At 65.4% G+C, this 23,767-nt stretch carries 23 protein-coding genes; 12 read left to right on the forward strand and 11 right to left on the reverse strand.

Translation table 11 applies throughout. From position 1 onward, the window contains the following. The first annotated feature begins 223 nt into the window (after window positions 1-223). Window positions 224-1,741: an outer membrane protein gene (locus GGD63_RS31195; protein ID WP_183247743.1), complete on the forward strand. Its 1,518-nt coding sequence runs from the start codon at window positions 224-226 to the stop codon at window positions 1,739-1,741. A 48-nt stretch (window positions 1,742-1,789) separates the two neighbouring features. Here GGD63_RS31195 and GGD63_RS31200 read toward each other — a convergent pair whose 3' ends face one another. Next, the gene (locus tag GGD63_RS31200) at window positions 1,790-2,563 is read right to left on the reverse strand and encodes a gamma-glutamyl-gamma-aminobutyrate hydrolase family protein (RefSeq protein WP_183247745.1); all 774 of its coding nucleotides are present in this window, start codon (window positions 2,561-2,563) and stop codon (window positions 1,790-1,792) included. Between the two features lie 270 nt (window positions 2,564-2,833). On the opposite strand from GGD63_RS31200, the gene GGD63_RS31205 reads away from it, so the two are divergent. Further along, window positions 2,834-3,973: an AI-2E family transporter gene (locus tag GGD63_RS31205; RefSeq protein WP_183247747.1), complete on the forward strand. Its 1,140-nt coding sequence runs from the start codon at window positions 2,834-2,836 to the stop codon at window positions 3,971-3,973. Window positions 3,974-3,980: 7 nt separating this feature from the next. Here the strand turns inward: GGD63_RS31205 and GGD63_RS31210 are convergent, their stop codons facing one another. The 6 genes from GGD63_RS31210 to GGD63_RS31235 form a co-directional block, all read right to left on the reverse strand. Beyond that, the gene (locus tag GGD63_RS31210) at window positions 3,981-4,277 is read right to left on the reverse strand and encodes an antibiotic biosynthesis monooxygenase (protein WP_025036647.1); all 297 of its coding nucleotides are present in this window, start codon (window positions 4,275-4,277) and stop codon (window positions 3,981-3,983) included. Between the two features lie 101 nt (window positions 4,278-4,378). Next, window positions 4,379-4,615 (reverse strand): hypothetical protein, encoded by a 237-nt coding sequence (locus GGD63_RS31215; protein WP_183247749.1) that lies wholly within the window; start codon window positions 4,613-4,615, stop codon window positions 4,379-4,381. A 60-nt stretch (window positions 4,616-4,675) separates the two neighbouring features. Next, window positions 4,676-5,896, reverse strand: coding sequence for a diguanylate cyclase (locus tag GGD63_RS31220; RefSeq protein ID WP_183247751.1), 1,221 nt, complete (start codon window positions 5,894-5,896; stop codon window positions 4,676-4,678). Window positions 5,897-6,127: 231 nt separating this feature from the next. Next, the gene (rpsI, locus tag GGD63_RS31225; RefSeq protein WP_018642439.1) at window positions 6,128-6,607 is read right to left on the reverse strand and encodes a 30S ribosomal protein S9; all 480 of its coding nucleotides are present in this window, start codon (window positions 6,605-6,607) and stop codon (window positions 6,128-6,130) included. Window position 6,608: 1 nt separating this feature from the next. After that, entirely contained in the window at window positions 6,609-7,073 is a 465-nt protein-coding gene (gene rplM / locus GGD63_RS31230) for a 50S ribosomal protein L13 (protein ID WP_011087726.1), read from the reverse strand. Window positions 7,074-7,231: 158 nt separating this feature from the next. Further along, entirely contained in the window at window positions 7,232-7,660 is a 429-nt protein-coding gene (locus tag GGD63_RS31235; RefSeq protein WP_025036650.1) for a PaaI family thioesterase, read from the reverse strand. A gap of 86 nt (window positions 7,661-7,746) precedes the next feature. On the opposite strand from GGD63_RS31235, the gene GGD63_RS31240 reads away from it, so the two are divergent. From GGD63_RS31240 to GGD63_RS31255, 4 genes are all read left to right on the forward strand, one after another. Next, window positions 7,747-8,571, forward strand: coding sequence for an enoyl-CoA hydratase (locus GGD63_RS31240; protein WP_183247753.1), 825 nt, complete (start codon window positions 7,747-7,749; stop codon window positions 8,569-8,571). Window positions 8,572-8,671: 100 nt separating this feature from the next. After that, a complete protein-coding gene (locus GGD63_RS31245; RefSeq protein WP_183247755.1) occupies window positions 8,672-9,256 on the forward strand; it encodes a CoA-binding protein in 585 nt (194 codons plus the stop codon). 143 nt (window positions 9,257-9,399) lie between these two features. Next, window positions 9,400-10,680 (forward strand): O-acetylhomoserine aminocarboxypropyltransferase, encoded by a 1,281-nt coding sequence (locus GGD63_RS31250; RefSeq protein WP_183247757.1) that lies wholly within the window; start codon window positions 9,400-9,402, stop codon window positions 10,678-10,680. 200 nt (window positions 10,681-10,880) lie between these two features. Further along, window positions 10,881-11,225, forward strand: a complete 345-nt coding sequence (locus GGD63_RS31255; RefSeq protein WP_183247759.1) for a hypothetical protein — start codon at window positions 10,881-10,883, stop codon at window positions 11,223-11,225. Window positions 11,226-11,230: 5 nt separating this feature from the next. Here GGD63_RS31255 and GGD63_RS31260 read toward each other — a convergent pair whose 3' ends face one another. Next, window positions 11,231-12,313 (reverse strand): COX15/CtaA family protein, encoded by a 1,083-nt coding sequence (locus GGD63_RS31260; protein WP_183247761.1) that lies wholly within the window; start codon window positions 12,311-12,313, stop codon window positions 11,231-11,233. 109 nt (window positions 12,314-12,422) lie between these two features. Here GGD63_RS31260 and GGD63_RS31265 point away from each other — a divergent pair, with 109 nt between their 5' ends. Then, window positions 12,423-12,644, forward strand: a complete 222-nt coding sequence (locus tag GGD63_RS31265) for a DUF2842 domain-containing protein (protein ID WP_183247763.1) — start codon at window positions 12,423-12,425, stop codon at window positions 12,642-12,644. Here GGD63_RS31265 and GGD63_RS31270 read toward each other — a convergent pair. After that, window positions 12,628-13,677: a polysaccharide deacetylase family protein gene (locus GGD63_RS31270; protein ID WP_183247765.1), complete on the reverse strand. Its 1,050-nt coding sequence runs from the start codon at window positions 13,675-13,677 to the stop codon at window positions 12,628-12,630. The two genes, GGD63_RS31265 and GGD63_RS31270, sit on opposite strands and share 17 nt — an antisense overlap. 142 nt (window positions 13,678-13,819) lie before the next feature. On the opposite strand from GGD63_RS31270, the gene GGD63_RS31275 reads away from it, so the two are divergent. After that, window positions 13,820-15,001, forward strand: coding sequence for a GNAT family N-acetyltransferase (locus GGD63_RS31275; protein WP_183247767.1), 1,182 nt, complete (start codon window positions 13,820-13,822; stop codon window positions 14,999-15,001). Between the two features lie 155 nt (window positions 15,002-15,156). Here the strand turns inward: GGD63_RS31275 and GGD63_RS31280 are convergent, their stop codons facing one another. Beyond that, entirely contained in the window at window positions 15,157-17,445 is a 2,289-nt protein-coding gene (locus GGD63_RS31280) for an exopolysaccharide transport family protein (RefSeq protein WP_183247769.1), read from the reverse strand. Window positions 17,446-17,647: 202 nt separating this feature from the next. Between GGD63_RS31280 and GGD63_RS31285 the strand changes: the two genes are divergently transcribed. From GGD63_RS31285 to GGD63_RS31295, 3 genes are all read left to right on the forward strand, one after another. After that, complete coding sequence (locus GGD63_RS31285) at window positions 17,648-18,781, forward strand: glycosyltransferase family 4 protein (protein WP_183247771.1); 1,134 nt, start codon at window positions 17,648-17,650, stop codon at window positions 18,779-18,781. 120 nt (window positions 18,782-18,901) lie between these two features. Further along, window positions 18,902-20,452 (forward strand): undecaprenyl-phosphate glucose phosphotransferase, encoded by a 1,551-nt coding sequence (locus GGD63_RS31290; RefSeq protein WP_183247773.1) that lies wholly within the window; start codon window positions 18,902-18,904, stop codon window positions 20,450-20,452. Window positions 20,453-20,621: 169 nt separating this feature from the next. Beyond that, window positions 20,622-21,878, forward strand: a complete 1,257-nt coding sequence (locus tag GGD63_RS31295; protein WP_183247775.1) for an O-antigen ligase — start codon at window positions 20,622-20,624, stop codon at window positions 21,876-21,878. On the opposite strand, the gene GGD63_RS31300 is transcribed toward GGD63_RS31295, so the two are convergent. Beyond that, window positions 21,847-22,323 (reverse strand): MarR family transcriptional regulator, encoded by a 477-nt coding sequence (locus tag GGD63_RS31300; RefSeq protein WP_183247887.1) that lies wholly within the window; start codon window positions 22,321-22,323, stop codon window positions 21,847-21,849. The two genes, GGD63_RS31295 and GGD63_RS31300, sit on opposite strands and share 32 nt — an antisense overlap. 147 nt (window positions 22,324-22,470) lie before the next feature. On the opposite strand from GGD63_RS31300, the gene GGD63_RS31305 reads away from it, so the two are divergent. Next, the gene (locus tag GGD63_RS31305) at window positions 22,471-23,667 is read left to right on the forward strand and encodes an FAD-dependent monooxygenase (protein ID WP_183247777.1); all 1,197 of its coding nucleotides are present in this window, start codon (window positions 22,471-22,473) and stop codon (window positions 23,665-23,667) included. Window positions 23,668-23,767 lie beyond the last annotated feature (100 nt).

The raw sequence follows: 23,767 nt of genomic DNA on the forward strand, positions 1-23,767 counted from the left end.
CCAGTCCGGAGCGCGCGTCGCATCAAGCGCGGCCTGATGCGACGTCGGCGCCGGACCGACGCGCCCGCCGATGTGGCAACGCGATCACACTGTAGGGCAATCGTCAGATTTGTGGTGATCAGTCCAAGTCGGTGTAGCGCGTGCCCCAAGCCGAAGCAGCCGCGCTCCCGGTATAGCTCCCTGACGTCGCTCGACATTGCGCGCGCCGGTTGCAGAGGGCTCAATGGCAATCACGGGAAAAATCGTTTCGGCCGCTACACTCGGCCTGGCATTGACGCAGGCGGCGTCCGCCGCAGACCTTCCCGTCAAGGCACCTGCGCTTCCGGCTGCCGCTGTCGACTGGAGCGGCGTCTATGTCGGCGTGCATGCCGGCTACGGCGGCGGCATGAAGGATTGGACCAACCAGCAACTCAACTTTCCCGCGCAGGGCTTTTTGGGCGGCGCGCAAATCGGCATCAACAAGCAGATCGCGAGCCTCGTGTTCGGCGTCGAGTTGGAAGGAGCCTGGGCCGACATCAGCGGCTCGCAAACGCTTACGACCGGCAGCATGGGACCGTTCTTCCTGGGCACGCTCACGGCTTCCGGGAATTCCAGGATCGAGGGGATGGCCAGCGTCACCGGGCGGGCCGGCCTCGCCGCTGACCGCTGGTTTGTCTTTGCCAAGGGAGGGCTGACCGGGGCCTGGGAGAAGCATTCGTACAACCTGGCGCTCAACGATGCCTTCGGCGGAACGATTGTCGAGCATCTGGAGGCTCGCGAATTTCGCTGGGCCCCCACGATCGGCTTTGGCGCCGAATACGCCCTTGATGGCCGTTGGTCGGTCAAGGCGGAGTATGACTACGTGGCCTTCGGCACGCGGACTGCGCCCCTCACCGGTCCGGCCACGTTCAACGGCGTAACCCTGCCCTCCTTCAGGGTCAATGAGCCGATCACGCAGGATGCGATCCATCTGCTCAAGATCGGAGCGAACTACCGGCTCGGCACAGTGGCCGTCGATCCGACCTATCCACGCGTCAAACCGGCGCCGGGCACCGACTGGACCGGCGCTTTTCTGGGTGTGCAGGGAGGTTATGGATTCGGCGACATGCAACGTTCGACGCTGGTTGATCCGGCCAATCCCGGAAGCGGCGCTTACGACATGAAGGGCTGGCTTGGCGGCGTCAACGGAGGCGTCAACGCACAGTCCGGTGTGTTCGTCTTCGGCATCGAAGGCGAGTGGATGTGGACGGGCATGCGGGGCGGCCAGACTCTTACTGGTCCCGATCCGTTCTTCGGCGGCACCGCAGTCACCAAGCTTGACAGCTCGATTGACTGGCTCGCCATCGCGAGCGCCAGGGCAGGTTTTGTCGCCGGCGACCGGCTGATGATCTATGGCAAGGGCGGCATCGCGATTGCCAGCGAGAGACACTCGGCCAGTACCGTCGAGCCCCTTCCTGCTGTCGGCGGCCTCTTCACATCATCCATCAGCGGAAGGGCCACACATTCCGGCATCGCCGTTGGCGTCGGCGCCGAGTATGCGCTGGGCGGCAACTGGTCGATCAAGGGCGAGTACGATTACATCAAGATGATCGCGCAGCAGCATACCGACACCGGCATTATGACGCTCAATGCAGGCCCTGGAACGGACCAGGGCACTATCGCCCCGGGAGTCGACAAGGTCGGACAGACCCTGAACCTGTTCAAGCTCGGCGTGAACTATCACTTCAATCCGATGCCCGGAGCCGTCACCGCACGCTACTGATCGCCATCGCGTATCAGAGACTGCAGCGGTCCCGAATACGAGCGTGAGCTACGCCGCCGCCTTCTGCCGCGTCACCAGCGCCTCGCCGAAAGCCTCGAACAGCCTGCGGTTGATGGGATTATGCTGCGGGTCGTATTCGGCATGCCATTGCACGCCGAGCGCAAAAGTCGGGGCTTCCGCGATGCGGATCGCCTCGATGGTGCCGTCCTCGGCGATGCCCTCGATCAGCACCCGCTTGCCGGGATCGAGGATGCCCTGGCCGTGCAGCGAATTGACCCTGATCTTCTCGCAGCCGAGAATTTTTGCGAAGGCGCCTCCCGGCGTCAGGTCGACGTCGTGACGATCGGCAAAGACGACGGTCGGATCGGGGTGGATCTCGCCGTTCTCGAGTCGCGGCATGCGGTGGTTCATGCGGCCGGGGATCTCGCGGATCTCCGGATGCAGCGAGCCGCCGAAGGCCACGTTCATCTCCTGGAGACCGCGGCAGATGCCGAACAGCGGCACGCCGCGCGCGACGCACGCGACTGACAGCGCCAGCGCCACCTCGTCGCGATGGATGTCGTAGGGCTCGTGCTTCTCGCAAGGATCGACGTTGAAACGGGTCGGATGCACGTTGGCCCGGGCACCAGTGAGGATGATGCCGTCGACGGTATCGAGCAGCGCCCCGATGTCGGTGATGTCAGGGGAGCCCGCGAACATCAACGGCAAGCCGCCGGACACCTCGGCCACGGCGCGTAAGTTGCGCTCGCCGACCATCTGGACCTGAAATCGATTCTCGACGCGATGGGAATTCCCGATCACGCCGACGACCGGCTTTCTCATCTGTCGTTCCGACCTCCCGCGCTAAGAAGATTCTTCAAACATGCCCCTGGGATGGAACAAATTCAACAGAAGGGATCGCGGGACGGCAATGCTATTTTCGCGCAAATGGCGGGCCAGCGCGCGGAATGGCCCCTTTTGCGCCCGCCGCGTTAGGCCTTTTCAGGCCGGACGCGTCAAATCGGCACCAACCCGGGCACTTGGGCCCCGGCTTGATCCCCGCTGGAATTTCGCGAAAGAGTGGCCGCCTGCAGCGTTCCGAAAGGACCCGATTTGACCATTTCCAGAGATGAACGGCCCCAGACCCGCACCGACCTGGCCCGGGATCAGGCCTGGGCCATCTCGGTCGGCGGCATTGGCGTCGTGCTGTTCACGGCAATGCTCGCCTTCACCTGGCATTTTGCGGCCACCCTGCTCCTGATCTTCACCGGCATGCTGCTCGGCGTCGGCCTCAACGCGCTGACCAATGCGCTCGGACGGCGCGTTCACCTGCCACACACAGTGCGGCTCGCGATCGTCTGCCTCGTCCTTGCGGTGCTGCTCGCAGGCGTTGCCTATCTCGGCGGCGCCACCATCGCCGAGCAGGCCTCGCTGCTCAGCAAGACCATCAAGTCGCAGATCACCAACGTCCGCTCGTTCCTGGAGAACCACGGCATCGACACCAGCGTGTTCGATCTCGGCAATGCCGCGGCCTCGACCGACGCGGCGCCGGCGCCCGCCCCCAGCCCGGGCGCGCACGGCGGCCTGCCGGGCGCAGGCGCGCTCGCCTCCAGCGGCGGGGCGATCGTGAGCCAGACCTTCAAGCTGCTGTTCGGCGCGATCAGCGCCGTCGGCAACATCTTCATCGTGCTGTTTCTGGGGCTCGCCTTCGCCGCCCAGCCCGCCGTCTATCACGACGGCCTGCTGTTCCTCGCGCCTGCGAAGCATCGCACCCGCGTCACGCTCATCATCGACCGCATCAGCGAGACGCTGGAGCGTTGGCTGGTCGCACAGATCGTCGTGATGATTGCGGTGGGCGTCGTGACCTGGATCGGGCTCGCCATCATCGGCATTCCCGGCTCGTTCATCCTGGGGATTCAGGCCGGCCTGCTCGCCTTCATCCCGACCGTCGGCGCCATCATCGCCGGCGTCGTCGTGGTGCTGGCGAGCCTCGCCTCGGGCTGGATCCCGGCGCTGTCGGCCCTTCTGCTCTTCATGGGCGTCCACGCCATGGAGAGTTACGTGCTGACACCGCTCCTGCAGCGGCAGGCGCTCAACATCCCGCCGGCCACGCTGTTCGCGTTCCAGATCCTGCTCGGCGTCGTGTTCGGAATCTGGGGCCTCGCGCTGGCGCTCCCGCTGGTCGCCATCACCAAGGTCATGATCGACCATTTCAAGACGTATGAAGCGCCACCCCTCGCTGAGGCGGCCTGACAACAGCTCAGGTCGTCAGCACGGTCTCGGTGTGCTCGACCTCCGGGGGCGCAGCAAAATACTGGCCGACGAGGCCACGCCATTCGGTGAAATTCTCGGAGCCGCGGAAATCGACGGTGTGGTTCTCCAGCGTCGCCCACTTCACCATCAGCCGGTAGCGCTGCGGCTTCTCGATCGACTTGTGCAGCTCGAAGCCGTGAAAGCCCTTGGAGCGGCCGAAAGCGGCCTTGGCCTTGGCGACAGCGGCCTCGAAGTCCTTCTCGCTGCCCGGCTTGACGTCGATTTGCGCGATCTCGGTGATCATCGGTTTCCACCCTTTTTGTTCGATGGGCGTGTCTACCGCACCCCGCCGAAAAGAAAAAGGCGCCGAAACGGCGCCCTGGTGGAGCAAAAATGCGGGCGCCCTCAGGCGAACAGCAGAACCGTGCCCGCCACGATCAGCGCACAACCGACGAACAGCGCGAGCGGCCAATAGCTGCGGCCCTGCGCGTAGCGTCCCTGCGCACGGCGCTCGGTGATCAGCGCCGTCTCGAATTCGTCCGCGGTCGAGAACAGGCAGGCGAAGCCGCCGCGTGCCGAGGCTGCGTGAGCTTCGAGCGACATCAGGGCGGCCTGCGGGTTCTGTCGGCGGATCGATTCCATGACCACGATGGTAGGGATCGAATGGTAAACAGCGAATTACCGCAGGGCCGCCCCTCGAGTTCACGCCGTGACCGGACTCGCCTGCGGCGCACCGGCCCGCGCCGCGCTCTGGCGGCGCCAGTTCTCCAGCGACAGCGGCAGTTCCTCCGCCGCCTCGACACGGTTACGGCCGCCACGCTTGGCCTGATAGAGCGCGGTGTCGGCGGAGGCCAAGAGCACCTCGAGCTCGGTGCCGGCCGGACCGCCGGCGACGCCGATGCTGACGGTGGTGTCGACCGGACCTTCGTCGACGACGACGCCGGAGGTCTCGAACGCCTCGCGCACGCGCTCGGCCACCAGCACGCCCTCCTCCAGCGCACACGGCAGGAGCGCTGCGAACTCCTCGCCGCCGATGCGGCCCGAGAGGTCGGAGATGCGCAGATTACTGACGACGACGGTCGAGAACAGTCTCAGCATCTCGTCGCCGGCGGGATGGCCGAAGCGGTCGTTGATCGACTTGAAGTGGTCGATGTCGAAGATCATCACGGTCACGGGCCGCCCGGCCTTGGCCTCGCGATCGATCACGCGGCCGCAGGCTTCCGAGAAGCCGCGGCGGTTGAGCATGCCGGTGAGCGGATCGGTCGACGCCGCGGTCCGGTGCGCGGTGACGGTGCGCTCGGACACCAGCATGAAGATCACGAAGACAGTGCCAACGGCGTAGAGCACCAGCTCGACAGCGAACACGGTGACCCAGATGCTCGAGGAGAAGCCGGCATCGTGCGGCCGCAGGAAGCTGCCGATCAGGATCGGCAGCATCAAGACGCAGCCGTGCATCACCGGCACGACGAAGGCCGGCCAGCGCCGCTGCACGCTCTTGCGCCGCTCGACCCAGAGCTCGCTCGCCGTCACCGCCGCGTACACCGAGACGATGCCGGCGCCGATGATCATGCGCAGCATGGACGCAGTGGGATCGAGCAGCGTCACGGCGGCGACCCAGGCGAGCGCGCCGAGCACGAGGCCGGGCCAGTTCGGCTTGCGGCCGTGGAAGACGCGCGCCGCATTCCACACCATGCCGCAGGCAACGAAGCCGACGGCATTTAACGCCAGATAGAGATGCGGCCCCAGCCTCTCGCCGGCGGCCGTCCACAGTGCGACGGAGGCGGCACCGAGCAGATAGGCGGTGCCCCACCATTTCAGCGCAGGACTGTTCTCCTGCCTGCCAAAGAACACCATCATGGCGCCGAGCAGTGCGGCAACCATGGTGGCAACCAAATAGAGCGTGATGCTATCGAGCGACATCATGTCGGCCCCCTTGAAAACATAGCAGTTACGCGATCGGCACATCCGATTTGCGCGCCCTTCCGAAGGCGACGCTAGGTTCCCGCGGGTTCCATTCAGGTTTTCACGCGTCGGCAAGTTTTCCGGAAACTCGTCGTCAATTTGCATACAAACGAACAATAAAAAGGGCGCTGAAAATCAGCGCCCTTTTGCATCTCATTGAAGCCGCTTTCGCGGCGAATGCGACCGAAGCGATTAACGCTTCGAGAACTGGAAGGACCGGCGGGCCTTGGCCTTGCCGTACTTCTTGCGCTCGACCACGCGCGAGTCGCGGGTGAGGAAGCCGCCCTTCTTGAGCACGCTGCGCAGCTCCGGCTCGAAATAAGTGAGCGCCTTGGAGATGCCGTGACGGACAGCGCCGGCCTGGCCGGACAGACCGCCGCCGGCGACGGTGCAGATCACGTCGTACTGGCCCGAACGCTGGGCCACCGAGAACGGCTGCTCGATCATCATGCGCAGCACGGGACGGGCGAAATAGACCTCGACCTCGCGCGAGTTGACGGTGACCTTGCCGGCGCCCGGCTTGATCCACACGCGGGCGACCGCGTCCTTGCGCTTGCCGGTGGCATAGGCGCGGTTGAACTTGTCGACCTTCTTCTCGTGCTTGGGCGCCTCGGGCGCCGCCGCCGTCTTGAGCTGCGAGAGCTGGTCGAGCGACTGGATGGATTCGGCCATGTTATGCGGCCCTCGTGTTCTTGCGGTTCAACTTGGCGATGTCGATCTTCTCGGGCTGCTGCGCCTCGTGCGGATGATCGGCGCCGCCGTAGACACGGAGGTTGCCCATCTGCACGCGACCGAGCGGACCACGCGGGATCATGCGCTCGACGGCCTTCTCGAGCACGCGCTCGGGATGCTTGCCCTCGAGGATCTGGCGCGCGGTGCGCTCCTTGACGTGGCCGACATAGCCGGTGTGCTTGTAGTAGGTCTTCTGCTCGCGCTTGCGACCGGTGAGGACCGCATGCTGCGCGTTGATGATGATGACGTTGTCGCCGCAATCAACGTGCGGGGTGTAGGTCGGGAGGTGCTTGCCGCGCAGGCGCATGGCGACGATGGTGGCGAGACGGCCGACGACCAGACCCTTGGCGTCGATCAGCACCCACTTCTTCGTCACCTCAGCCGGCTTTGCCGAAAAGGTTTTCATGTCAGAGTTTCCGTGGACGGGGAGCATCGGCGCGAACACCGCGCCGGACTGCGCGGGTTTCTAGAGAAGAGACGCGCAACGGTCAATGCCCTAAGGCGGAAATTAGGGACACAAAATCAATGGCTTAGAAATATGGTGCTATATTACCTGCAAAAAGCTCAAACATTTGGAATGGAATAGGTCGAGGTGACATGGGCGATCGGGTCGGGTGAGGTGCCGGACAAGAGGTTCACCTCTCCGACCGCCAGGCGCTTGCCGAGCTTGAGCAGCCGCGCCTCGGCCAGCACATCCTGCCCGGGCTGGCCCTTGCGCAGGAAGTTGATGTTGAGATTGGTGGTGACGGCGAGCCCAATCGGCCCGATCGCGGACAGCAGCACCACGTACATCGCGAAATCGGCAAGCGCCATCAGCGTCGGGCCTGACACGGTTCCGCCCGGCCGCAGCATCCTTTCGCTATAGCGCTGGCGCAAAAGGCTGGTCTGGCCGTCCGCGCTCTCGATCGTGATGTCGTCGCCGCTGAAGGCCTGGGGAAACTCGTCGCGGAGAAACTGCTCGAGCTCCGCCACGCTCATTTTCGCTAACGCCATGCCGTTCCCCACCCTCGCTTCGCTTGCCCTGGTATATTAAGTTAATGGTGTCATCCAATTGCAATCATTCCACGGAAGTCGCGTCAATGTCCGTCCAGGCCGCCCGTGTCCCCTCCCCGCAACCGCCGATCCTGCTGCGGGAGATTGTCGGCAGCGTCGCGGTGCTCACGCTGAACCGCCCTGCCGCACGCAACAGCCTGTCGGAGGCGATGATTGGCCAGCTGCATGCGAGCTTCAACGCGATCGCAGAGGACAAGCGCATCCGCGCTGCCGTCATCGCCGCCAACGGCCCGGCCTTTTCCGCCGGCCACGACTTGAAGGAATTGACCGCGCGCCGCACCGACCCGGACCGTGGCCGCGCCTATTTCGCCGGGATCATGAACGCCTGTAGCGCGATGATGCAGGCGATCGTGCATCTGCCGAAGCCCGTGGTCGCGGCCGTCCAGGGCATCGCGACGGCCGCCGGATGCCAGCTCGTCGCGAGCTGCGACCTCGCAATCGCCTCGGAAGGCGCAAGCTTTGCGACGCCCGGCGTCGACATCGGCCTGTTCTGCTCGACGCCCATGGTGGCGCTGTCGCGCAACGTGCCGCGCAAGCAGGCGATGGAGATGCTGCTGACGGGCGAGCCTGTCACAGCCGACCGCGCCCGCGAGATCGGCCTCATCAATCGCGTCGTGCCTGCCGGCACCGAACTCGGCGCAGCGATCGAGCTCGCACAACAGGTCGCGCTGAAATCCGCCTACACAGTCAAGCTCGGCAAGGAGGCCTTCTATCGCCAGGCCGAGATGAGCCTTGCGGATGCCTATCGCTATGCCGCAGAGGTGATGACCGAAAACATGATGGCGCGCGACGCCGAGGAAGGCATCGGCGCGTTCATCGAGAAGCGCACGCCGACATGGCGGGATGAATGACCCCGTCATTGCGAGCGCAGCGAAGCAATCCAGAATCTTTCCGCGGTGACAGTCTGGATTGCTTCGCTGCGCTCGCAATGACGACAAGAAAAGATAAGTGATGAACCACGACGCCTATCCCGACAATTACATCCGCGGCATCCTCAACAGCGTGAAGTCGATCGCGATGGTCGGCGCCTCGCCGGTCAATGTACGGCCGAGCTATTTCGCGTTCAAATATCTGGCACAGCGCGGCTATGACATGATCCCGGTCAATCCCGGCCATGTCGGCAAGGAGCTGCTCGGAAAGCCCTTCGTCGCCTCGCTGTCGGACATCGGCCGTCCGATCGACATGATCGACATCTTTCGCAACTCCAGCCACATCATGCCTGTCGTCGAAGAGGCGCTCAGGCTCGATCCGCTGCCGAAGGTGATCTGGATGCAGCTTGGCGCGCGCGACGATGCCGCGGCGGCGAAAGCGGAATCGGTCGGGATCAAGGTGGTCATGAACCGCTGCCCGAAGATCGAATATGGCCGCCTGTCGTCCGAAATATCCTGGATGGGCGTGAATTCGCGCACGCTCAGTTCCAAGCGCGCGCCGGTACCGACACAGGGCATGCGGCTATCCCTCAATCGGATGAGCGTCGGCGGCGGCGATACCGCAGCGTCGGATCGCGCAGCAAAAAACAAGACCGAGCAAAGCTGACGCAATTGCGAAGGGTTCGCGAACGCGACAATGCGTAGCAGGATCATTCCCAAATCATTCTTGTGAAGCATCGCCTTGACGGCGGGCGCCCTGCCCATCAGCATGCCGCGCGATTTCAGACCAAGAGAACAGGACGCCTTACTATGAGCGATCGCCTTCCGGGATTTTCAACCCTCGCCGTGCATGCCGGTGCACAGCCCGACCCCACCACCGGCGCGCGCGCGACTCCGATTTATCAAACGACGTCTTTCGTCTTCAATGACGCCGACCACGCCGCCTCGCTGTTCGGCCTGCAGGCGTTCGGCAACATCTACACCCGCATCGGCAATCCGACCAATGCCGTGCTGGAAGAGCGCGTCGCCGCGCTCGAAGGCGGCACCGCTGCGCTCGCGGTGGCCTCGGGCCACGCCGCGCAGGTCGTGGTGCTGCAGCAATTGCTACAGCCCGGCGACGAATTCATCGCTGCGCGAAAGCTCTATGGCGGCTCGATCAACCAGTTCACGCATGCGTTCAAGAGTTTTGGCTGGAACGTGGTGTGGGCCGATCCCGATGACATCTCGAGCTTCGAGCGCGCGGTGACGCCGCGCACGAAGGCGATCTTCATCGAGTCCATCGCCAACCCTGCCGGCAGCATCACCGACATCGAGGCGATCTCGACGGTGGCGCGCAAGGCGGGCGTGCCGCTGATCGTCGACAACACACTGGCCTCGCCCTACCTGATCCGCCCAATCGATCACGGCGCCGACATCGTCGTGCACTCGCTGACGAAATTTTTGGGCGGGCACGGCAATTCGCTCGGCGGCATCATCGTCGATGCCGGCACCTTCGACTGGTCCACGGAGGGCAAATACCCGATGCTGTCGGAGCCACGGCCGGAATATCACGGCATCCGCCTCCAGGAGACCTTTGGCAATTTCGCCTTCGCGATCGCCTGCCGCGTGCTGGGCTTGCGCGATCTCGGCCCGGCGCTGTCGCCGTTCAACGCCTTCATGATCCTCACCGGCATCGAGACGCTACCGCTGCGCATGCAGAAGCACTGCGACAACGCCAAGGCTGTCGCCGAATTCCTCGCCGGCCATCCGGCGGTGGCTTCAGTGAGCTATGCGGGCCTGCCGAGCGACAAGTACAACCAGCTCGCGCGCAAATACGCGCCGAAGGGCGCCGGCGCGGTGTTCACCTTCAGCCTGAAGGGCGGCTATGACGCCGGCGTCAGCCTGGTGTCGAAGCTGCAGCTGTTCTCGCACCTCGCCAATGTCGGCGATACCCGCTCGCTGGTGATCCACCCGGCCTCGACCACGCACAGCCAGCTCGACGACGCCGCCAAGGTGAAGTCCGGCGCCGGCCCCGACGTGGTGCGACTCTCGGTCGGCATCGAAGACAAGGAAGATCTGATCGCGGATCTGGAGCAGGCGCTGGGGGCTTAACCGCCACCGTCGTTCCGGGGCGGTGCGAAGCACCGACCTCGGAACCTCGACGTCATTTGCTCATCTCTGGATTCCGGGTTCGGTCCTGGCGGACCGCCCCGGAATGGCGGCGGCCGTTTTGGCCGCCGTCAGTTAACAGTCATTAACCATATCTGCCGCATACATCGTCCTTGGATCGCCCCTTTGATTCGGAGCCGACGATGCTACGCTGGATGGTGCCTGCCCTTGCGGCGATGCTGACGGTTTCAGGCGCGCTGGCCGCTGATCTGCCGGCGACGGCGAAGCGGCGCGCTGCCGTGCCGCCGCAGGACCCGCCACAAGTCTATGTCGAGACCGATCCGGATGCGCTGATCTCGCCGGCCTATGGCATCGGCAGCTATGTCCGCAACCTGCCGGGCACGCCGCTCCTGCCCGGCTCCAGCACCTTGCCGGGCTATTACGGCCGGCCCTGGAGCTACGATTATCAGGGCCCGTATTACGGCGGGAAGCACGTCGATTACTTCTGGCGCCTGCCCTACGCGTGCGGCGTCTATGGCTATTGCTGACCTGATCAGCCGGCCTGACTGACCGGAACCGCGCGCGGCTGCGCTTGCGCGGATTGTCGCGAGGCCAGTCGTTCCACCTGCATCACCGCCAGCGTCAGTACCAAGATCGCGACCGCCTGGTGCGCGAGCGCGAGTCCGATCGGCACCTGGTTGAGCAGCGTGAGAATGCCCAGTACCGCCTGCAGGCTGACCGCAGCGAACAGCCAAAGCGCGCCGCCGACCGCGGCACCCGCGCGTGAACGCACCGCGTCGAACGCATGCAGCGCCGCCAGCACGAACAGCGCATAGGCGGTCATGCGGTGCTCGAACTGCACGGTCAGCACATTGTCGAACATGTTGCGCCACCATGGCGTCTCGAACCACAGCCGCTCGGGCGACGGAATGAACGCGCCGTCGATCTCAGGCCAGGTGTTGTAAGCCCGCCCGGCGCGCAGGCCCGCGACCAGCGCACCGAAATAGATCTGCACGAAGGTCATGACGAGCAGCAGCGCGCTGGTGAGCCGCAGCCGCGCGGGCGCGGCGATCTGCGGCCGCTCCTTGAGCCGCCGCACCGTCCAGACGATGCCGGCGAAGATCATCAGCGCCAGCACCAGATGCGTCGCCAGCCGATATTGCGACACCTCGACCCGCTCCGACAGGCCCGAGGCCACCATCCACCAGCCGACCGCGCCCTGGAGACCGCCGAGCGCGAACAGCAGCCACAACCTGCGCTTCAACTCACTCGACAGGCCGCCGCGCCAGAGGAAGAACAGGAACGGCAGCAGATAGGCAACGCCGATGAAGCGGCCGAGCAGCCGGTGGCTCCACTCCCACCAGAAGATCTCCTTGAACTCGGACAGGCTCATGCCTGAATTGAGCTCGCGATATTGCGGGATCTTCTTGTAGGCCTCGAACGCCTCGGTCCATTGCGTCTCCGACAGCGGCGGAATGCTGCCCGTGACCGGCTTCCATTCGACGATCGACAGGCCGGATTCCGTCAGCCGCGTCGCCCCGCCGACCAGCACCATCAGCGCGATCAGCGCGGCCACGGAGACCAGCCACCAGCGCACGGCGCGGTGCGGCTCGGACGGGGTGGAAATCATCGTCATTTCAAGGACAAAACCAAGCCTGTGCCTAAGAGACTTGAACCGGACTGCGTGCCCCTTATAGTCCCCCGCTCCCGCAGCGCAAGTTACGCGAAAGCCGCAACAATCCGCCATGACGATCCGCACCCGCAAGTTCCTCGGCGCCATCCTGCTCCTGGTGCTGGCCACCGTCTGGTCCCTGCTCGGCATGGCGGCGGCGCAGATGCCGTGGATCGCCGAGTCCGGCTGGCGGCAGGCGATCTACTACGTCGTCGTCGGCATGGGCTGGGTGCTGCCGGCGATGCCGATCGTCAGCTGGATGCAGCGGCCTGATCGCGTCAAGTCTGGCCCGTAGCGCTGCCTGTCGGTCTCACCGGCGCAAAGGCGACACCTGACACCAGCACGCGCAGCATCCGCAGCGAGCGCACGCGCCCGTCCCATGAAATCCGCGGCAGCGCGCGCAGATTGGTGCGCCCCTCCGCCTCCACGATGCCCGGGATCGTCGACACCGCGCTGGCAAAGCCGGCCTCCTCCGCCATCACAACGTGGCTGCGCCGGAACGAGGTGCGGTCGCCAAAGGGAAAGGCGAGATGCCGGATCTCGCGGCGAAAGGCGGCTTCCGCGACCGCCTTGCCCATCGTCATCTCGCGCAGCGCGGCGGCGTCCTTCATGTTGGCGAGCACGGGATAGTTCACGGTCGCGCTGCCGATCGTGACCAGCGGATCGTCAGCCAGCCTCGCCAGATCCTCCCAGTCCATCGACGCTTCGCGCGAGAGCGCGGCGAGGTCGATCCGGTAGCGCGTGCAGAGATCGGCGATCGCAGCCGACCGCTCCGCCGGCGACAGCGAGCGCAACCAGCTCTCGAGATACGAGAACAGCGCCTGCTTCTCGGCGTTGCCTGTGACGGTGAAACGCTGCTCCTTGTCGCCCATCATCAGGCTGATGCGGCTCTGGCGCGCGATCACCTGCTCGAGCCCGAGCCACCAGGCTTCACCGACGCCATCGGGAAACGCGGTGGGCACATAGATCGTGAAAGGCACGGCGTGGCGCGCCAGCACCGGATAGGCGAAGGTGATGAGATCCTTGGGCGCGCCGTCGAAGGTGAGCGCCACGAAGCGCCGCCTCTCCGGCAGCGTCACGGCGCGCCGGCAGACCCCGTCCATGCCGAGAAAATCATACTTCCACCGCTTCAGCGCGCGAATGGCGCGATCGAGGAATTGCGGCGTGATCTCGTGCTCCCGCAGCGGCTGAAACCCGCCACGCCGCTGTGGCCGCACATGCGCAAAGCGCAGGATGGCGCCGGCCCCACGACTGCGTAGCAGCGCCCGGCCGGTGAGCCAGGTCAGCTCAAGGCGCAGCCGTTGCAGCCATCTGTCGTCGGATGCCAATATCCCACCTTCGCGCTCGCCGGCGGCCCGTCCGCTTGCTCAGGTCCTTGCCCATTGTCATTACCCTTTGTTGACCTTTCTTTGCAAAGGTCGGCCACAGGCCGAACTACGCATTTTTTCGTTTTCTCGACAGGTTTCGCGAATGACCATGGCTGCGGCGATGCAAAGCCGGACGGCAGAAGCGCCAGCGCGGTCGAAAGCGAACCGTATCGCGCATGTCGATATCCTCAGTGATCTCGGCGAGGCCGAGGCGGTCTGGCGTGCCTTCGAGGAGCCCGGTCACCTCTTCACGCCCTATCAGCGCTTTGACCTGCTCGGCCCCTGGCAGCGACTGGTCGGCGCTCAAGAAGGCGCCCGCCCCTTCATCGTCATTGCCCGCGACGCCGATCGCCAGCCGCTTCTGCTGCTGCCGCTCTCGCTGCGCCAGGGCCACGGCGTGCGCACGGCCTGCTTCATGGGCGGCAAGCACACGAGCTTCAACATGGGCCTGTGGAATGCCGAATTCGCGGCAGAGGCCAGCGCCGCCGATCTCGACGCGCTGCTTGCGCCGCTCGGCGCGCATGTCGACGTGCTCGCGCTGACACAGCAGCCGCTGCGCTGGAACGACCAGCAGAACCCGTTTGCAGCCCTGCCACGACAGAGCGCGATCAACGGCTGTCCGCTGCTGACGATGGAGCCGGGCGGCCCGCCCGCATCGCGGATCAGCAATTCTTTCCGCCGCCGTCTCAAGAGCAAGGAGAAGAAGCTCCAGTCGCTTGCCGGCTACCGCTATCACCTCGCCACGACGGACGCGGACGTCACCCGCCTGCTCGACTGGTTCTTTCGCATCAAACCGGCGCGGATGGCCGAGCAGAAGCTGCCGAACGTCTTCGCCGAGCCGGGCGTCGAGCAGTTCGTCCGCAGCGCGTGCCTCGCGCCGCGCGGCGAAGGACGCGTCATCGACATCCACGCGCTCGAATGCAACGACGAGGTGATCGCGATCTTCGCCGGCGTCGCCGACGGCCAGCGCTTCTCGATGATGTTCAACACCTACACGATGTCGGAGCACGCCCGCTACAGCCCGGGCCTGATCCTGATGCGCTACATCATCGACCGCTACGGCGAACGCGGCTACCGCGCGCTCGACCTCGGCATCGGTTCGGACGAGTACAAGCGGATGTTCTGCAAGGACGACGAGGACATCTTCGACAGTTTTATTCCGCTGACCTCGCGCGGAAAACTCGCGGCGATGGCGATGTCATCGCTGAGCCACGGCAAGCGGCTGGTGAAGCAGAACCAGGTGCTGTTCGATCTGGCCAGACGCTTGCGGCAGGCGTTCGGGTAGTTCTCGTCCCTTCTCCCCTTGCGGGAGAAGGTGGCGCGAAGCGCCGGATGAGGGGTTCTCTCCATTCGCTCGACTATTCGTGAGGATAGAGACCCCTCACCCGGCTTCGCTTTCGCGAAGCCACCCTCTCCCACAAGGGGAGAGGGTCAGAGCGATCACGCCGCCACCACGCGCAGCGTCTCTGCCGCATCCGACGGCTGCACGGGCTTGCTCAGCATCGTTACCTCGCTGAAGCCGACGGCCTTCAGCTGCTCGCACATCTGCGTGCGCGCATCCGACGTCATCGAGGCATCGGGCACCACGACGGCGCGGGCGCTGGCCGTCAGCAGCTCCGCCGGAAGGTCGGAAGCACCGCCGGCATCGAGCAGCACATGGTCGTAGGCGCGCAGCAGCGCGTCGATCGCAAGGCTCACGCGCGGCGATTGCAGCAGGCTGCGGTCGAAGCCGGGACGGCCGGCCATGACCAGATGCAGCCGCGAGAGCTTGTCGCGGGTGATGACCTCTGCGAACGAAGCCTCGCCCTGCATCAGCTCGGCAAGGCCCGCCGCGGAGGCGTCGACCGACACGGCGGCAATAGTCGGCGAGGATGCGGCGAGATCGACCACGACGACGCGCGCCGCGCGCGCCAGATGGCGGGCTAGCGTCAAGGCCGACAGCGTGACGGCTTCACCCGGCGCGGTGCCGAGCACCGTGACCTTCTTCGCCGCCGGGCCGGCGGCACGTAGACTGTCGGCGAGCTGCTCGATCTCGGCGAACTCGGCAACACCGGCACCGGCGGTCATCTCCGGCTGAAGCGGCGCCGGCTCTTCAATGACCGGCTCGACGAAGGGCTCGACCACCGGTTCGACCAATGGTTCCTGGCGGACCGCCGCCTGCGGTTGCACCGGCGCCGGCGCAAACACAGCCGCCGCGCGCGGCGCGGTCTGACGCAGCAGCTCGCCGGTGACGACGACGCCCGACGAGAGCAGCAGCGTCGCGATCGTCGCGATCAGCACGATCGGCAGCTTCTTCGGATAGGCCGGCGTGTTGGAGACGATGGCGCGCGAGATGATGCGGCCTTCGGTCGGCGCCGTGTCGATGGTCTCGCGGGTGTTGGCCTCGCGATATTTGGCGAGATATGTCTCGAGCAGATCGCGCTGCGCTTTGGCCTCGCGCTCGAGCGCGCGAAGCTGGACGTCCTGGCCGTTGGTCGAGGTCGCCTGCTTCTTAAGTTGCTCGAGGCTCGCGGTCAGGCCGTCGACCCGGCCACTGGCAATGCGCGCATCGTTTTCGAGCGAGCGGGAGATCTTGGCCGCCTCGTCCCGGATCTGGTTGTCGAGGTCGCCGAGCTGCGCCTTCAGCTCCTTGATGCGCGGGTGATTGCCGAGCAGCGTGGACGACTGTTCGGCGAGCTGCGCCCGCAATGTGACCCGCTGCTCCGACAATCGCCGCATCAGCTCGGAGTTCACCACTTCGGATGCCTCGATCGGCTTGCCGCTCTGGAGCATCTCCTTGATCAGCCGCGCCTTGGATTCCGCATCCGCCTTCATCGAGCGCGCGTTGTTGAGCTGGGTGTTGACCTCGCCCATCTGCTGGTTCGACAGGGTGGTGTTGTTGGTGCCGACGAACAGGCTCGACTTGGAGCGGAAATCCTCGACCCTGGCCTCGGCGTCGGAAACCTTCTTGCGCAGATTCTCGATCTCGCCCGCAAGCCATTGGCTCGCATTGCGCGCCTGGTCCTGCCGCGCATTCTGCTGGAGCACGAGATAGCCGTCGGCGATCGAGTTGGCGACGCGTACGGCGAGATCCGGATCGGCGGACTGGAATTCGACCACGATGACGCGCGACTTGTCGACGGCGTAGGCCTGGAGCCGCTCGTAATAGGCATCGAGCACGCGCTCTTCCGGCGTCATCGAGAACGGATCGCGGCCGATGCCGACGAGGGCCGCGAGCGACTTCAGCGGCGAAATGCCTTGCAGCACCGGATCGAATTCGGGTCGCTCGGCCAGCTTGTTCTTCTTGATGATCTCGCGCGCGAGATCGCGCGACAGCACGAGCTGCACCTGGCTGGTGACGGCCTCGGCGTCGAGCGCCTGCCGCTCCTCGGCGCGGTCGCTGTTCGGGCGCAGGAACACGTTCTCGCGGCCGTCGATCAGGATGCGGGATTCCGACTTGTAGCGCGGCGTGACCAGATTGACGGCGGCGATGGATGCGACGAGCGCCAGCACCGTGGGCACGATGATCCAGCCGCGCTTGCGCGCCAACGCCGCGCCGAGCGCGTGCAGATCGATGTCACCGGATTCGACTGCTGCCTGCTTCGCGATGACCGGCGCCGGCTTTGCTTCAACCTTGGCGGCTTCGACCTTGGCAGATTCGGCTTTGTGCGCGGCTTCGGCCTTGGATTTCGAAACAGCCCGCTCGACCACCGCCCTGTCCTTGCCGGCACGCCAGAACGCTAAACGCATCGAACACTCCCGCAGGGGCAACGCCACCAAGCTACCTCAACCAGGGCGATTACACTCCATTAAGGTTGCCGCTGGGTTAATCGCGACGTCCCGCGCCTCGCGCCCACGCACCCGTCACCGTTTGTTAACCACGAAGGCTCTTAATCCATCTCGATATTTCCTGGAATTGTTCGGTATTCGCCGTCGAGCGCTGGTTTTGATCATGCCCCCCTCACCCGACCAGCCGCTTCGCATCCTGCACGCCGTGCGCGCTCCGGTCGGCGGCATCTTCCGCCACATCCTCGACGTCGCCAACGGCCAGGTCGACCGCGGCCATTATGTCGGGATCCTCGCCGACAGCCTCACCGGCGGCGAACGTGCCGACAAGGCGCTGGCCGAGCTCGCGCCGCGGCTGAAGCTCGGCGTGCACCGCATGGCGATCCGCCGCGAGCCGTCGCCCGATGATGTCATGGTGTGGCTGCGGATGCGGCGCCTGATCGCGAAGCTCAAGCCTGACGTCATGCACGGCCACGGCGCCAAGGCCGGCGCCTTCATTCGCATGCGGCGGCGCACCGACGACACCATCCGCATCTACACCCCGCATGGCGGCTCGCTGCACTATCCTCTCAACACCTTCAAGGGCGAGTTCTACGCCCGGCTCGAACGCTCGCTGATGGGCGCGACCGACCTGTTCCTGTTCGAGAGCGCGTTTGCCCGCGACACCTATCAGCGCATCGTCGGCACGCCCAAGGGCGTGGTGCATTGCGTCTTCAACGGCGTGACGCCGGAAGAATTCGAACCTGTCGTCACCGCCGAGGATGCGACCGACCTCTGCTATGTCGGCGAGTTCAGGCACATCAAGGGCGCGGACCTGCTGGTCGATGCCGTGGCGCGCCTGCGCGAAGGCGGCAAGAACGTCACGCTCACCCTCGGCGGCGACGGCGAGGAGACGGCGGCGCTGAAGGCGCAGGTCGAGCAGCTCGGCCTCGCGAGCGCCATCCGCTTCATCGGCCACGTCAAGGCGCGCTACGGCTTCTCCAAGGGGCGGCTGCTGGTCGTCCCCTCGCGCGGCGATTCCATGCCCTATGTGGTGATCGAGGCGGGCGCGGCCGGCATTCCGATGATCGCCTCGAAGATCGGCGGCATCCCCGAAATCTTCGGCACCGGCAGCCCCGCCTTGTTCGCGCCGAGCAATCCCGAGGCCATGGCCGAGGCGATCGCTGCCGCGCTGGACGATCCGCAAGCGACCGCGCAACGCGCGACGTCCTTACGCGAGCGGATCTCCGCGCATTTCTCCCAGCAGGCCATGGTCGACGGCGTGCTCGCGGGCTATCGCGACGCATTTGCCAATCATTAACCATCCTTAAGCCCGCTTTAGAAAATCTTCCGATTTGTTCGATAATCGAGGTGCCAGGGGATGCTTGCCCGGGGCCGCAACGTCGCGACCCGCGGGGTCTTGGAATGGACGTGGACGCCCGTGGAACCGCTCAACGCACGCTCGATGTTCGATGCCGCGACCAGCGCCGCGGCAAGGCCCGCTGACCAGCCCTTTGTGGAGCGCCGCCGCCGGCTCTCGCCCGCCGCGCTCGAGGTCGTCAACCAGAAGGTCGCCCGCGCCTATTCGCCGATCGTGATCGCCGGCTTCGTCCGCCTCATTGATTTCGCGCTGCTGAGCCTCGTCGGCCTCGCAGTCTATGTCGGCTACGTCATGCCGCTCGCCGGCGGCTTCAGCTGGATCTATCCTGCGGAGATCGTCGCCGTCGCGATCGCCGCCGTGGTCTGTTTCCAGGCCGCCGACATCTACCAGGTGCAGCTGTTCCGCGGTCAGCTCCGGCAGATGACGCGGATGATCTCGTCCTGGTCGTTCGTCTTCCTGCTGTTCATCGGTGTCTCCTTCTTTGCCAAGTTCGGCAGCGAAATGTCGCGGCTGTGGCTCGCCGCCTTCTACTTCCTCGGACTCGCCGCGCTGATCGCCGAGCGTCTGGTGCTGCGCTCGCTGGTGCGCGCCTGGGCGCGGCAGGGCCGGCTCGACCGCCGCACCATCATCGTCGGCTCCGACCGCAACGGCGAGGAGCTGATCGAGGCCCTGAATGCGCAGGAGGATTCCGACATCCACGTGCTCGGCGTGTTCGACGACCGCAACGACAGCCGCGCGCTCGACACCTGCGCCGGCGCGCGCAAGCTCGGCAAGGTCGACGACATCGTCGAGTTTGCCCGCCGCACCCGCGTCGATCTCGTGCTGTTCGCGCTGCCGATCTCCGCGGAGACGCGCATCCTGGAGATGCTGAAGAAGCTCTGGGTGCTGCCGGTCGACATTCGCCTCTCCGCGCACACCAACAAGCTGCGCTTCCGTCCCCGCTCCTATTCCTATCTCGGCGAGGTGCCGACGCTCGACGTGTTCGAGGCGCCGATCACCGACTGGGATCTGGTGATGAAATGGCTGTTCGATCGCATCGTCGGCAGCCTCGCCCTGCTTGTGGCGCTGCCGGTGATGGGACTGGTGGCATTGGCCGTGAAGCTCGACAGCCCGGGTCCGGTGCTGTTCCGCCAGAAGCGCTTCGGCTTCAACAATGAGCGCATCGACGTCTACAAGTTTCGCTCGATGTACCACCACCAGGCCGACCCGACGGCCTCGAAGGTGGTGACCAAGAACGATCCGCGCGTCACCCGCGTCGGCCGCTTCATCCGCAAGACCAGCCTCGACGAGCTGCCGCAGCTCTTCAACGTGGTGTTCTCCGGCAACCTCTCGCTGGTCGGCCCGCGCCCGCATGCGGTGCAGGGCAAGCTCCAGAGCCGCCTGTTCGACGAAGCCGTCGACGGCTATTTCGCCCGCCATCGCGTCAAGCCCGGCATCAGCGGCTGGGCCCAGATCAACGGCTGGCGCGGCGAGATCGACAATGAAGAGAAGATCCAGAAGCGCGTCGAGTTCGACCTCTACTACATCGAGAACTGGTCGGTGCTGTTCGACCTCGTCATTCTCCTGAAGACGCCGGTCTCGCTGCTGACCAAGAACGAGAACGCATATTGAGTTGATTGTGTCATGCCCCGCCTTGTGCGCACTTGCGCACTGGGGCGGGGCATCCAGTACTCCGCAGCGCCAGCCATTTTCCACGATAGGCGCCGCAGAGTACTGGATCGCCCGGTCAAGCCGGGCGATGACAGCCGTGTTTGTGGCGTACGAGTAGCGTGAGCGTGTGATGGCGTATGCGGCGACAGCCGGTGGAGTGAAGTTGGCCGCACCGGCTGCGCCCGGCGTGCTGGCACTCCAGCGCGCGCTGGTGTGGCTGGTCGGCGCCTCCGGCGCGATCGTCTTCATCGAGCCCAGCCCCTATGAGATCGCGACGCTGCTCGCGACCGTCGCCTTCTTTGCCACCGGCCTGCGCCTGCGGCTCGTGCTGATGCCGCTGGTGCTGATGCTGGTCCTGCTCAATGTCGGCTACACCATCAGCGCGATCCCGCTGTTCGAGCAGCCCGAGGTGGTGAGCTGGATCGCGACCTCCTGGTACATGGCGGTGACGGTGGTGTTCTTCGCGATTGTCACCTCCGAGGATACGGCTGCCCGGCTCGACATGCTCCGCCGAGGGCTCGTGGTCGGTGCGATGGTCGCTTCGCTGCTGGCGGTCGCCGGCTACTTCCACCTGATTCCAGGCGGCGACGACCTCCTCACGCTCTACGGCCGCGCGCGCGGCACGTTCAAGGACCCGAACGTGCTCGGCGCCTTCCTGATCCTGCCGGCGCTGTTCGCGCTCCAGAGCGTGGTCTCGGACAAGCTGGCCAAGGCCTTCCGCAACGTCATCGCCTTCGGCATCATGTCGCTGGCGATCCTGCTCGCGTTCTCGCGCGCCGCCTGGGGCGGCCTCGTTCTGACCTCCGCCTTCATGCTGGCGCTGACGGTGCTGACCAGCCGCACCAACGCGCAGCGCTCGCGCATCATCGTCATGGCGATCGTCGCCGCGGTGCTGGGCATCGCGCTGATTGCGGTGCTGCTGTCGTTCGATTCCACCGCCGAGATGTTCAAGCAGCGCGCGAGCTTCGACCAGAGCTATGACGAGGGCCGCTTCGGCCGGTTCGGCCGGCACATCCTGGGTGCGGAGATGGCGCTCGAGCTGCCGTTCGGCATCGGCCCGCTGCAATTCCACCGCTACTTCCCCGAGGACACCCACAACTCCTACCTCAACGCCTTCATGTCCGGCGGCTGGCTCTCCGGCGTCTGCTATCCCGCGCTGGTCTTCACCACGGTCATCATGGGCTTCAGGCACATCTTCGTGCGCGTGCCCTGGCAGCGCGCTTATCTTGCGATCTTCTCCGCCTTCGTCGGCACCGTCGGCGAAAGCTTCGTGATCGACACCGACCACTGGCGCCACTTCTGGATGATGCTGGGCGCGATGTGGGGCATGATCGCCGCCGCGCAGATCTACAAGGTCAAGATTTCGGACGAAGCTTCTTCAGCTTGAGCTCGGGACGCTTCTCCGGCGGCGTGTCGAGCAGGCCCTTCAGCGCCTCCGTCGCCGCAAGCACGCCCTTGTAGCCCTCGTTGGCGAAGCGCAGCAGCAGCCGCAGCTCCTCGTCCGAATAGGCGCCGAACACCTTCTCCATCGCCTGCTGCATCGGCACGTAGAGCTGGCCGATCTTCATGGCCGTCTCCGGCACGACGGAAATGAAGACCTTGCGGCGGTCCTTCTCGTCCCGCTCGCGGCGCACGAGGCCAGCCTTCTCGAGCCGGTCGATCACGCCGGTGATTGCGCCCGTCGTCAGGCCCGTGACCTCGGCGAGCCGGCCCGCGGTGACGCGGCCCTCGAGATAGAGGATGTCCATGCATTCGAGGTCGGAGTTGGCGATTCCGGCAACGTTCGCAACGGTCTGGCCATAGAGCACGCCCTGCGCGGAGGACCTGCGCATCGCTGCCTCGAGCTCCTGCAACAGCGCAGTGCGCGCCTTCGTCCTTGACAAGGTCGGCCTCTTATCTTACTCGATATATATCTTAGCCACTAAGAGATTTAGCGACCGTAATTTCTCCTAGCACCACGGAAACGTCGGGAGCAAGCCATGTCCAGCCGTCCCCGCAAGGCCCTCATCATCGGCGCCGGCATCGCCGGGCCCGTCGCCGCGATCCTGCTGCGCCGCGCCGGCATCGCGTCCGCCATCTACGAGGCCTGGCCCTATTCGAAGGGCATCGGCGGCGGCCTGCAGATCGCACCCAACGGCATGCATGTGATGGACGAGATCGGCCTTTCGAACGAGCTGATCAGCCGCGGTTCGGTCGCGGAAGCGTTCGACTTCTATTCGCAGGGCGGCGAGAGGCTCGGCTCGATCAACCGCGACATGGCGCGGCGCTTCGGCCAGCCGGCCGTCAACATTTCCCGCGCCGCGCTGAACGAGATCCTGATCGACAAGGCCTGGTGCGCCTGCGTCTCGCTCTATTTCGAGAAGCGCCTGATCAAGGTCGAGGATCGCGGCGACCAGCCGGTCATCGCCTACTTCTCCGACGGCACCACCGCCGAAGGCGACTTCCTGATCGGCGCCGACGGCGTGCACTCGGTCGTACGCCGCCAGGTCGTGCCCGACGGACCGCAGCCGTTCGACACCGGCCTGATCGGCTTCGGCGGCTTCGTGCCGCACGCCGTGCTCGACGGTAGATCAATCGGCCGGCATGTCGAGACCACGTTCGGCCAGAGCGGATTCTTCGGCTACGGCTATTGCAGCCCGGACCCGAACGACGGCGTGATGTGGTGGAGCACCCAGCCCGCGCGCGGCTTGGACGCGGCGATGTTCCGCGCGCTCGACCACGCGACCCTGAAGCAGCATCTGCGCGGCTTCCACCGCGGCTGGCACGATCCGATCCCTGATATCATCGAAGCGGCCGAGAACATCGTGGTCACCGACACGCTCGACGTCGCGACCCTGCCGACCTGGTCGCGCAAGCGCTCGCTGCTGATCGGCGATGCCGCGCATGCGACCAGTCCCCACGCGGGCCAGGGGGCCTCGCTGGCGCTTGAGGACGCGATGCGGCTCGCGCGCTTGATGCAGGAGGGTCAGGATCTCGGCGCCACCTTCCAGGCCTTCGAGGCCGAGCGCCGCCCGCGCACCGAGAAGATCGTCGCGATGGCCCGCCGCAACGGCAACAGCAAGCGCGAGTTCAGCGCCACCGGCGCATGGGTGCGCAATCAGATGCTGAAATGGCTATTGCCGCTGGGCTCGAAGAGCATGGAGTTCATGTACGCGTACGACGCGCGAGCGGTGTAGATTTCTTCTCTCCCTCTCCCCGTTCTTACGGGGAGAGGGTTGGGGTGAGGGGCTCTCTCCGCGAAAACGGTGAGTGCGGGACTCGCGGTGAGCCCCCTCA

It is taken from the genome of Bradyrhizobium sp. cir1, assembly GCF_014198245.1.
Taxonomy (GTDB): Bacteria; Pseudomonadota; Alphaproteobacteria; order Rhizobiales; family Xanthobacteraceae; genus Bradyrhizobium.